Genomic DNA, 9,759 nt, shown 5'->3' on the forward strand with positions numbered 1-9,759 from the left:
GTGCGGCAGATGCAGCGTGTGCAGGATCAGATGCGTCGCTTCGTCCAGCGCATTATCGTAGCTGTGCCCGAATGTCAGTCCGGCGGCGCCGAACCGGCTGGCGCCGTAGCGGATGAAATCGATGATGGTGGCAAGTTCGTCGGTCACGGGGGCGCTTTGCAGCCAGGGGCAAGGCAGCAAGTATAAGGTACGTCGCCGCGAAGCCTTGCCAACGACATCCCTCGCAGGGCGGCAACGACGACCTGGCTGAGTGCGGGGAAACGGCAAGGCTACCGATATACTTCGCCGATGAAGCCCAAGGTCCTGCTGCAATACATCCTTCCCCACCGCGCCCTGTCCCGCATCGTGTACTGGGCGACCCGCTGGACATGGCGTCCGTGGAAGGATTTCCTCATCGGCCGCATCGTCCGGACCTACCAGGTGGACATGCACGAGGCAGCCCAGCCCGATCCAGGCGCCTACCAGCATTTCAATGCCTTCTTTACGCGCAAGCTGCGCGCCGATGTCCGCTCGGCCGATCCGGACCCCTTGGCTATCCTGAGTCCCGCCGACGGCAGGGTCAGCCAGGCCGGGCCCATCCAGGACGGGCGAATCTTCCAGGCCAAGGGCCAGTGGTATACGGCCGCCGAGCTCCTGGGTGACGAGGCTGCAGCCGCGCCCTACCGGAACGGCAGCTTCGTCACCGTGTACCTGTCGCCACGCGACTACCATCGCGTGCACATGCCCTTCGGCGGAGAACTCGAGCGCACCGTACACGTACCCGGCCGCATCTTCAGCGTGGCCCCCTTCGCGGTGCAGGCCATCCCGCGCCTGTTCGCGCGCAACGAGCGACTGGCCTGTCATTTCCTGGGCAACCACGGCCCCTTCGTCTCGGTGATGGTCGGCGCCATCCTGGTCTCAAGCGTGGCCACCGTCTGGGACGGTCTGACCATCCCGCCGTATGCCCACGCCATCAAGGTTCGGGACTGCCGTGGCCGCGGCATCCACCTGGAACGGTTCGCCGAGATGGCTCGCTTCAACATGGGCTCCACGGTGATTTTGTTGTTCCCCGAAGGGGTGCAGCTGGACAACTTAAGCCCGGACCAGGTACTTCGGGTCGGCCAGCGGATCGGCGGTTATACCTGAGGTGTTTCCCCAAAACGGGGCAAGCGTGGGAAATAAGTGACCCGGCTGGTCATCTTGTGACCAATTAGGCGTGCAATTGCCGAACATGATTGTTATCCTCGGTTCAGTTACGTCTCACGTGTACTCGGGGAGCCAAGATGCGACTGATGAACCGGTTGGTGGCCTTCAACCGTGCCATGCGCCTGCGCAGGCAGTTGACGGAAATCCAGAAGCTGATCGACGGTCTGCCGCCACGCATGCAGCCGCAGCTGGCCATCCTGGTTCGCCGCGAGCTCGATCTTGCGGGAAAGTGCGAATCCCCCGTCCTCTATGGCACGCCGGAAAACCACCCGCCTGGCGATATCGGCACCGGTGCGGATGTCGGTCTGGTCCGCGCCCGGTCGGAAAGCATGCAGGCCCGGATGCGCGGCATCGCCCTGTGGATTGCCGTGGTGTTCCACGAAAGCCGCGGCTCGAAGGATCCGCAGATGCTCACCCTGCACCGCGGCATCATCACGGTACTGCGCCAGTTTCGTGAGGTGGAGCAGCCCACCGACGCCACGGTCGCCTGGATGGGCAACGGCAACAGCCTGTCGGTGAACTAAGACCCCTCGCCGCTTAGCGGCAGGTTGGTACCTTCAGGGTCTGGCCCGGGCTCAGGTGATGGCCCGAAATCCCGTTCATTTTCGCCACTTCTTCCACGTTGGTGCAGTCGAGCTTGCGCACGATGCCGGCGAGCGTGTCGCCGCGCCGTACCTTGTAGCTCCGCGTGCCGTGCGGGCGCGAAGCCACCACGGCTGCCGCGACAGGTGGCGGCCCGATCACCACCGGCTTCACCGCCGTGTGCAGGTCGTTGGCCAGGATCGGCCACGGCCCCGACGTGCAGCTGGCTGCATAGGCCTTCTCCAGCGCCACAGGCACCGCCAGGCGCGAACCGGTGGGCTGGGGCACCTGCGGATCCAGTCGCGGATTGAGGTTGCGCAGGGTGCGGAACCAACCTTCATTCATGCCGCCGGCGCCCCCAAGGCAAACCGTCAGCTCGCTGATCGAAGCTGGCCGCTGCAGGGCAATGGAACCTGGCACGCCATCGACCTTGGGGAAATTCAGGTGGTAACTCTCCGGGTGCAGGAACAGCCACGCTGCTGCGAGCACCATGGGCACGTATTCGCGCGTTTCAGGCGAGAGCTGGTTGTAGATCTGCGGATCGTAGAAGTCCACTCCGGGGTATTGCTGGGCCAGACGGCGCATGCGCCCCTCGCCCGCGTTGTAGGCACCCAGGGTGAGTTCGAGATTGTTGTTGAACTGGGCCAGTTGCTCGTCAAGGTAGGCCGCGTTGGCGCGTGCGGCCAGCTGTGGGTCGAAACGCTGGTCGAAACCGTCGGCACTGGAAAGCCCGAAGCGGATGCCGGTGGCGTACATGAACTGCAATGGCCCGGACGCACCCGACCGCGATACCGCGTGCACCTTGCCGCCGGATTCCTTGGCAAGGATGCCGAAGAGCACCGCCTCGGGAAGGCCAGCCTTCTGGTATTCCGGCCACATCTGGGCGCGCAGGTACTGGTAGTTGACATAGGCGTCCATCAGTTGCGGGCGCCATTGGGTAAGCCACATCTCCAGCGCCGCCTTCACCGGCCCGTTCATGGCCACCAGGTCCGACAGCTTCTGCCCGCGCAGCATGGTGACACTGCGCTGCACCTGTGGGATCGCCGTACTGATCGGTGAGGTGCCGAGGCTGGTTTGCGTATCGGGGGTCTCGGCGATGGTGTCGTCTTCCTCGCCGGCGATGAAGCTGGCGTCTTTCAGGCGCAGCAGGCGATCGTAGACGCTGAGCACCCGCTGCGGATCGCAAGCAGTTGCCGGCGTGCATCGTGCGGCGATGTCCTTGAGCGTATTCATCGAGGCGTCCAGGGTGCGCGCCGAGCCCGCGGTATCGCCCTGGCGGGATTGCTCGATGGCCGTCTCATAGCCCTTGCTGGCCTGGTCGAGCTGGGCGTAGAGCGCATCGACGGCGGTTGGCGCGCCAGCCTTGGGCGCCGGGCTACCCGCGCAACCGGCCAGGACAGCGATGGCCGCGGCGAGCGGCAGCAGGGAAAGCGAACTCAACGACTTCGACGACACAAGAACAACCCGCGGCAATGATGCGGGCACCTTACGCGCCTGCACGGCTAGAATCCACCGCAGCCACGGGAGAAACACCATGTCGGGAATATTCATCGGCCGCAACGCCAGCGCCAGCATCGAGCTGGACCCCCGCTACGGCAATCGCCACGGCATGATCGCCGGGGCCACCGGCACCGGCAAATCGGTAAGCCTGATGGTGATGGCCGAGGGGTTCTCGAAACTGGGCGTGCCCTGCTTCCTGGCCGACGCCAAGGGCGACCTTGCAGGGCTCTCGCAGGCGGCGGCGCCCGCGGGCGACAAGCTCAAGGCGCGCCTGGACAAGCTCGACCTGGCCGGCTGGCAGCCGGGTGCGAACCCGGTGGTGTTCTGGGACCTCTTCGGCAAGCTCGGCCACCCGGTCCGGGCCACCGTGTCGGAGATGGGCCCTACCCTGCTCGGTCGCATCCTGGAACTGAACGACACCCAGCAAGGCGTGCTGGAGATCGTCTTCCGCCTGGCCGACGAACAGGGCCTGTTGCTGCTGGACATGGACGACCTGCGCGCGCTGCTCGGATTCACGGCAGAACACGCAGCGGAGATCTCCACCAAATACGGATTGGTGAGCAAGCAGAGCGTGGGAGCCATCACGCGCTCGCTGCTGAAGCTCGAGCAAGCCGGCGCCAATCACTTCTTCGGTGAGCCGGCGCTGGAACTCGCCGACCTGATGCGCCAGGACATGAGCGGCCGCGGCGTGATCAACGTGCTCGCCGCGCAAGACCTGATCCTCAACCCCAGGCTCTATTCCACCTTCCTGCTGTGGCTGCTGTCCGAACTCTTCGAAGCGCTGCCGGAAGCCGGCGACCTGGACAAGCCCAAGCTGGTGTTCTTCTTCGACGAAGCGCATCTGCTGTTCGATGATGCGCCGCCGGCGCTGCGCCAAAGAGTGGAACAAGTGGTGCGGCTGATCCGTTCGAAGGGAGTGGGCGTGTACTTCTGCTCGCAGAACCCCGATGACGTGCCCGGCGACATCCTCGGCCAGCTCGGCAACCGCGTGCAGCATGCGCTGCGCGCCTTTACCCCACGCGACCAGAAAGCCGTGAAGGCGGCTGCGGAGACCTTCGTTGCCAACCCGAAGCTCGACGTCGTCGCTGCCATCGGTGGGCTGGGCGTGGGTGAGGCGCTGGCCTCGACGCTAGGCGAAGGTGGCGTGCCCTGCCCGGTGCAACAGATCCTGGTGAGCACGCCCACCTGCCGCATCGGCGCGATCACCGACGACGAACGCGCCCAGGTGAGGTCGCGCTCGCCGGTGAGCGGGAAGTACGACACCACGGTGAACCGCGATTCGGCCGCCGAAATGCTCGCCCGCCGGGCGAGTGAAAAGGCAGCCGAGGCACCGCCGGTGGCGGCGCCTTCGGGCAAGGCAGGCACGCCGGCGCACGGTGGAAGCGACTGGGGCGGCATGATCCGCGATGCGATGCTCGGTACCGGCCGCCGTCAGGGCATGATCGAAACCATGGCCAAATCGGTGGTGCGCACGGCGGGCTCGAAGGTGGGCCAGCAGATCGTCCGCGGCATCCTGGGCGGCATTTTCGGCGGCAAGCGCTGATGCCGGTCCAGCCGACGATCGATGCGGGTGCGCGGTTCTCCGAGCGCTTTCCCTCAGCCTTCGCCTATCCGCTGCAACCGGCGGCCCTCACCACCGTGGTGGCGTTGGCCTTCGCCCAATACCTCACCTTGCTGCCGGTGTTCGGCCTGGTGTTCTCGCTGCTGTGCTGGGGGGCGCTGTACAAATATGCCTTCGCCTGCCTGCGCCACACCGCCGATGGTTATGCCCTGCCCCCGGAATTTGCCGGCGATGCCGGTGGCGGCGCGGCGGCGGTACTGATCGCCGTGCAGGTCGTAACGGTGCTTTACCTGCTGATGATGCCCACATTCTGGGGCCCAGGCGCCCTGGTGCTGGGCGTGGTGCTGGTGTTCTTCCTGCCGGCGATCTCGATGTCGCTCGCTTTCGGCGACGGTGCGCTGTCGGCGTTGAACCCGTTGCAATGGCTGGCCACCGTGAACCGTTTCGGCGCGCCGTATTTCCTGATGGCGGGGATCTACCTGGCCATCGCCGGGATACAGGTGATGTTGCAGCTTACGGTGGTTGGGATATTGCCAAGGATTGTCTCGATCCTGCCGTTTTACCTCGTGGCCAACTATGCCACGGTGCTCAACTTCCACCTGATGGGCGCGTTGATGTATGCGCACGCCGACCGCCTGGGACATTCGCCGCAGGCGGATGTATTGAACCGGGCCATGGGTAAGGGTGCCGACGAGGAACTACTTGATCGCGCCGATACGCTGGCCACGACCGACCTCGCCGCGGCCACGGGCATGCTTACCGAGCGCATCCAGGAAGGCGGTGCACCGACGATCCTCCATACGCGCTACCGCGAGTTCCTGGGCCGGGCGGGACGTCGCGCGGAGCTGTTGGTGCATGGGCAGATCTGGATAGCCCAGTTGATCGCCGCCGGCGACGTCACCAAGGCCCTGGGCGTGGTGCAGGATTGCCAGGCGGTGGACCCGGCTTTCATCCCGGATGATCCACGCACCGCCGGGCCGCTGGCCGACAAGGCTGGCCAGCTGGGCATGCCCCGTCTCGCACGCCAGCTGGCGATGGGCTATGTGCGCCTGTGGCCGAAAGATTACGAAGCACCGTGGTATGCCCTCTTGGCTGCAAGGATGATGTTGCGCCTGGAAGAAACCTCCACCGCGCGCGGACTGTTGCTGCGCACCCGCGCCGAATGGCCCGACCACCCCATGTTGCCGCAGGTGGATGAACTGCTTGCCGACATCGACGGCCTGCCTGCCCTGCCCCGGGACGGCAAGGCATGACGCGCTGGCGACCGCCTGCCCCGCGCTCCACGGCCATCATCACGCGCGAAGGTTTCGAACGGCTCAAAAGCGAACTGGACCACCTATGGCATACCGTGCGACCGGAGGTTGTAAAAGCCCTGGCGGCTGCCGCGGCCGAGGGCGACCGTTCGGAGAACGCCGAGTACATCTACCGGAAGAAGCAGCTGGGCGAGATCGACCGCCGGGCACGATACCTGTCCAAGCGCATTCCGGTGTTGCAAGTGGCCGAAAGCGGGCCGACCGACCGCACCGCCGTATTCTTCGGCGCCACGGTGACACTGGAGAACGAGGCCACGGGCGAGATGGTCGTGTATCGCATCGTCGGCCCGGATGAAACCGATGCCAAACGAGGCTGGATCAGCGTGGATTCGCCGATGGCCACGGCGCTTCTAAAAAAACACGTCGACGACGACTTCGAGGCGCAACTGCCGGCCGGTCCCACGCGCTTCTGCGTGGTATCCATCGCCTACCCCTAGGCCGTAGCCCGGGCCGGTGGATAGATCCTTCCCGCCCGCACGGGCTGAAAGCATGGCGTGGCGCGATAGAAGTCGGCGGTATCGCCATCGTCATGCCAACCAGGCAATCCGCTGAGCGGAAAAGGCCGCAATTCCAGCGGATCGTTGAGTACCTGGCCGCTATCGATCGCGGCGGCGCATGCATCGAGGACGTCGCCCGAACCGCCAAGAAACACCATGGCCTTGCCCACCAGGAGCTTGGCCGGCGTGAGCGCATGTTCGAGCAAGGCGTGGCCGAACACGTGCACCGTCGTATCCCCGTTCAGCCACGCCTGACGATAACCGCGAAACAACGTTTCCCAATCGTGGGCATCCCAGGCTTCGACCATCGCCGGCTCGCGCAGGTGGACCACGATGCCTGCTTCGTCGAAATGGGTGAGCGCGCATTGCGGCCGCGAACGCTCGCGGCGCCCCATCACGGCGATCTCTGCCACCTGCCGCAGGTTCAACGCCTGCTTGATGGCCGGGTAGCGCATCCATACCAGGGTATTGAAGAGATCGTGCCAGTTTCGCTCGCGCGTGGCGATGGCGCCGGTGACGGCAATGCGCTCCTCATAGTGCAGGCCATCGGCCAGGAGCTGCGGGGTCTGCGCCACGAAGCGCTGCTGCATGGACGCTGGGCGATGCGCATTGAGTACCTCGATCGAGGGCCAGGAGGCACCGCCGAGGAAACCATAGGCCTGCGACCAGGTATCGAGCGGGTGACGCCCAAGCACGCGCGCATCGAGTGCTTCGCGCGTGGGCGCCACGTAACGCATCAGCTAGGCGAGATGGCCGAAGAGATCGTGTTCGTCGGCGGCGTCAATGACGACATCGACGAACTGCCCGGCCTTGAGGCGGCTTCCGCCTTCGATGCGCACCGTGCCGTCGATCTCCGGCGCATCGGCCGCCGAGCGTGCCACCGCGCCATCGGCGTCGGCGCTGTCCACCAGCACCTTGAGCGTGCGGCCGATCTTCCGCTGTAGCTTGGCCGCCGAGATTTCCGCCTGCACCGCCATGAACTGCTCCAGGCGGTCTTCCTTCAATTCCTCCGACACCGGATCGGGCAAATCGTTGGCGCGCGCGCCGTCCACCGGGGAATAAGCGAATGCGCCGACGCGGTCGAGTTCGGCCTCGCGCAGGAAATCCAGGAGTTCATTGAACTCCGCATCCGTCTCGCCCGGGAAACCGACGATGAAGGTGCTGCGGATCGTGAGGTCGGGGCAGAGCTTGCGCCAGTTCGCGATGCGCTCCAGCGTGCGATCGACGTTGCCGGGGCGCTTCATCAGTTTCAGGATGCGGGGGCTTGCATGCTGGAAGGGGATGTCCAGGTACGGCAGCACCTTGCCGGCCGCCATCAGCGGCATCACTTCGTCCACGTGCGGATACGGGTACACGTAGTGGAGCCGCGTCCAGGCGTCGAGTTCGGACAAGCCCTCGCACAGTTCCGTCATGCGCGTGCGATACGACTTGCCGCGCCATTCGCGCTCGGCGTAACGCACATCCACGCCGTAGGCACTGGTGTCCTGCGACACCACCAGCAATTCCTTTACTCCGCCGCGGACGAGCTTCTCCGCTTCCACCAGCACCTCGTCCACCGGGCGGCTGACCAGGTCGCCGCGCATCGAGGGAATGATGCAGAAGCTGCAGCGGTGATTGCAGCCTTCGGAGATCTTCAGGTAGGCGTAGTGCTTGGGCGTGAGCTTCACGCCGATGTCGGGCACCAGATCGAAGAACTTGTTGCGCGCAGGCGGCAGCGCCTGGTGCACCGCGCTCATTACGGATGCGTAGTCCTGTGGGCCGCTGATGGACAGTACTTCCGGATACGCTTCGCGGATCAGCTCGGAGCGTTTCCCCAGGCAACCGGTGACGATCACCTTGCCGTTCTCGTGCAGCGCCTCGCCGATAGCGTCCAGCGATTCCTGCACGGCAGCATCGATAAAGCCACAGGTGTTGACCACCACGGCATCGGCCTCGCCGTAGCTGGGCACGATCTGGTAACCCTCGACCTTCAGCTGGGTGAGGATGCGTTCGGAGTCCACCAGCGCCTTGGGGCAGCCGAGGCTGACGAAACCGATTTTCTGGGTCGCCTGGGTCATGGCGCGGGTACCTGCAAGGTGAGCGTAAACGGGTGATTATACGCCAGCTTTCCCATCGCTTCGGGCGAGTTAAGCTAGGAAAAGTCCCCCCACAGGAATCCCCGTCATGGGCAAGCACGTCAAACTCGATACGTCCTCTTTCAAGGAAATTGGCGCCTACCTCGCCACCCCCAAGGGCAAGCCCAAGGGCGGCATCGTGGTGATCCAGGAGATATTCGGCGTCAACGCGCACATCCGCAGCATCGTGGACCGCTACGCCGAGGCCGGGTATACGGCGATCGCACCGGCCGTTTTCGACCACGTGGAACGGGATGTGGAACTGGGTTACGACCAGGCCGGCATGGAAAAGGGTGTCAAGCTGATCAGCGAACTGGGCCTGTTGCGGGCGCTCTACGACGTGGAAGTCGCCGCCAGCACGATTTCCGAAGCCGGCAAGATCGGCACCGTGGGCTATTGCTGGGGCGGCACCATCGCGCTGATGGCGGCATTGCGCCTGGGCCTTCCTTCGTCCAGCTACTACGGCTCGCGCAACGTGCCTTTCCTGAGCGAAAAGCCGCAGGCGCCGGTGATCTTCCATTTCGGCGAGAAAGACCATTCCATCCCCCCGGAAATGGTGGCAAAGCACCGCGAACTGATGCCGCAGATGGAAACCTACGTGTATCCGGCCGACCACGGCTTCAACTGCGACGCGCGCGGCAGCTACGATGCTCCCAGTGCCCAACTGGCCTGGGATCGCACGCTGGCGTTCTTCGAGAAGAACCTGGCGTGAGCCTGGTGCTCGATCCGCGGCTGGCAGCAGACACGGTAGCCGTGGTGGAGCTTGCGCTATGCAGCGTGCGCCTGATGGATGACGCGCGCTTCGGCTGGCTGGTGTTGGTGCCGCGGCAGGCGGGCCTTGCTGAAGTTACCGACCTGCCCGCCGACGCGCGCGCCCTGATGTGGCAGGAGGTGGAACAGGCCGGCGAAGCCCTGCGGGCGGTATTTCCCTGCGACAAGCTCAATATTGGCGCACTCGGCAACATCGTGCGGCAATTGCACGTGCATGTGGTGGCGCGGCGCGAAGG

10 protein-coding genes and 1 pseudogene are annotated in these 9,759 nt (G+C 65.0%); 7 read left to right on the forward strand and 4 right to left on the reverse strand.

What is annotated here, in order from left to right; genetic code table 11:
• Nucleotides 1-162: pseudogene (locus VK519_RS02805) on the reverse strand (50S ribosomal protein L3 N(5)-glutamine methyltransferase); the annotation flags it as partial.
• 126 nt (nucleotides 163-288) lie between these two features.
• On the opposite strand from VK519_RS02805, the gene asd reads away from it, so the two are divergent.
• Both asd and VK519_RS02815 read left to right on the forward strand, forming a co-directional pair.
• Nucleotides 289-1,125 carry an archaetidylserine decarboxylase gene (gene asd, locus VK519_RS02810; RefSeq protein ID WP_324347462.1) on the forward strand — a complete coding sequence of 279 codons (837 nt, stop codon included), beginning with the start codon at nucleotides 289-291 and terminating at the stop codon, nucleotides 1,123-1,125.
• A gap of 137 nt (nucleotides 1,126-1,262) precedes the next feature.
• Entirely contained in the window at nucleotides 1,263-1,709 is a 447-nt protein-coding gene (locus tag VK519_RS02815) for a hypothetical protein (protein ID WP_324347464.1), read from the forward strand.
• A gap of 13 nt (nucleotides 1,710-1,722) precedes the next feature.
• Here the strand turns inward: VK519_RS02815 and VK519_RS02820 are convergent, their stop codons facing one another.
• Nucleotides 1,723-3,267, reverse strand: a complete 1,545-nt coding sequence (locus VK519_RS02820; RefSeq protein WP_324347466.1) for a transglycosylase SLT domain-containing protein — start codon at nucleotides 3,265-3,267, stop codon at nucleotides 1,723-1,725.
• Nucleotides 3,268-3,301: 34 nt separating this feature from the next.
• Here VK519_RS02820 and VK519_RS02825 point away from each other — a divergent pair, with 34 nt between their 5' ends.
• From VK519_RS02825 to greB, 3 genes are read left to right on the forward strand one after another with little or no spacing between them, the layout of a single operon-like run.
• Nucleotides 3,302-4,810 carry a helicase HerA-like domain-containing protein gene (locus VK519_RS02825; protein ID WP_324347468.1) on the forward strand — a complete coding sequence of 503 codons (1,509 nt, stop codon included), beginning with the start codon at nucleotides 3,302-3,304 and terminating at the stop codon, nucleotides 4,808-4,810.
• On the forward strand, nucleotides 4,810-6,081 hold the full coding sequence (locus VK519_RS02830; RefSeq protein ID WP_324347470.1) for a hypothetical protein: 1,272 nt from the start codon (nucleotides 4,810-4,812) through the stop codon (nucleotides 6,079-6,081). Before VK519_RS02825 ends, VK519_RS02830 begins: the two co-directional genes overlap by 1 nt.
• Complete coding sequence (greB, locus tag VK519_RS02835) at nucleotides 6,078-6,578, forward strand: transcription elongation factor GreB (RefSeq protein ID WP_324347472.1); 501 nt, start codon at nucleotides 6,078-6,080, stop codon at nucleotides 6,576-6,578. Before VK519_RS02830 ends, greB begins: the two co-directional genes overlap by 4 nt.
• Here greB and VK519_RS02840 read toward each other — a convergent pair.
• Nucleotides 6,575-7,375, reverse strand: a complete 801-nt coding sequence (locus tag VK519_RS02840) for a DUF3025 domain-containing protein (protein WP_324347474.1) — start codon at nucleotides 7,373-7,375, stop codon at nucleotides 6,575-6,577. The two genes, greB and VK519_RS02840, sit on opposite strands and share 4 nt — an antisense overlap.
• A 3-nt stretch (nucleotides 7,376-7,378) precedes the next feature.
• Complete coding sequence (rimO, locus tag VK519_RS02845) at nucleotides 7,379-8,695, reverse strand: 30S ribosomal protein S12 methylthiotransferase RimO (RefSeq protein ID WP_324347476.1); 1,317 nt, start codon at nucleotides 8,693-8,695, stop codon at nucleotides 7,379-7,381.
• Between the two features lie 106 nt (nucleotides 8,696-8,801).
• On the opposite strand from rimO, the gene VK519_RS02850 reads away from it, so the two are divergent.
• On the forward strand, nucleotides 8,802-9,464 hold the full coding sequence (locus tag VK519_RS02850; RefSeq protein ID WP_324347478.1) for a dienelactone hydrolase family protein: 663 nt from the start codon (nucleotides 8,802-8,804) through the stop codon (nucleotides 9,462-9,464).
• Nucleotides 9,461-9,759: HIT domain-containing protein (locus tag VK519_RS02855; protein ID WP_324347479.1), on the forward strand; the 299-nt coding region annotated here is incomplete at its 3' end. The genes VK519_RS02850 and VK519_RS02855, both read left to right, overlap by 4 nt.

Source organism: Pinirhizobacter sp., from assembly GCF_035317885.1.
Lineage (GTDB): Bacteria > Pseudomonadota > Gammaproteobacteria > Xanthomonadales > Rhodanobacteraceae > Pinirhizobacter.

Excerpts from the sequence above, each read along its gene's own strand:
- asd (WP_324347462.1), top strand. The coding sequence starts at position 289 with ATGAAGCCCAAGGTCCTGCTGCAATACATCCTTCCCCACCGCGCCCTG.
- VK519_RS02815 (WP_324347464.1), top strand. The coding sequence starts at position 1,263 with ATGCGACTGATGAACCGGTTGGTGGCCTTCAACCGTGCCATGCGCCTG.
- VK519_RS02825 (WP_324347468.1), top strand. The coding sequence starts at position 3,302 with ATGTCGGGAATATTCATCGGCCGCAACGCCAGCGCCAGCATCGAGCTG.
- VK519_RS02830 (WP_324347470.1), top strand. The coding sequence starts at position 4,810 with ATGCCGGTCCAGCCGACGATCGATGCGGGTGCGCGGTTCTCCGAGCGC.
- greB (WP_324347472.1), top strand. The coding sequence starts at position 6,078 with ATGACGCGCTGGCGACCGCCTGCCCCGCGCTCCACGGCCATCATCACG.
- VK519_RS02840 (WP_324347474.1), bottom strand. The coding sequence starts at position 7,375 with ATGCGTTACGTGGCGCCCACGCGCGAAGCACTCGATGCGCGCGTGCTT.
- rimO (WP_324347476.1), bottom strand. The coding sequence starts at position 8,695 with ATGACCCAGGCGACCCAGAAAATCGGTTTCGTCAGCCTCGGCTGCCCC.
- VK519_RS02850 (WP_324347478.1), top strand. The coding sequence starts at position 8,802 with ATGGGCAAGCACGTCAAACTCGATACGTCCTCTTTCAAGGAAATTGGC.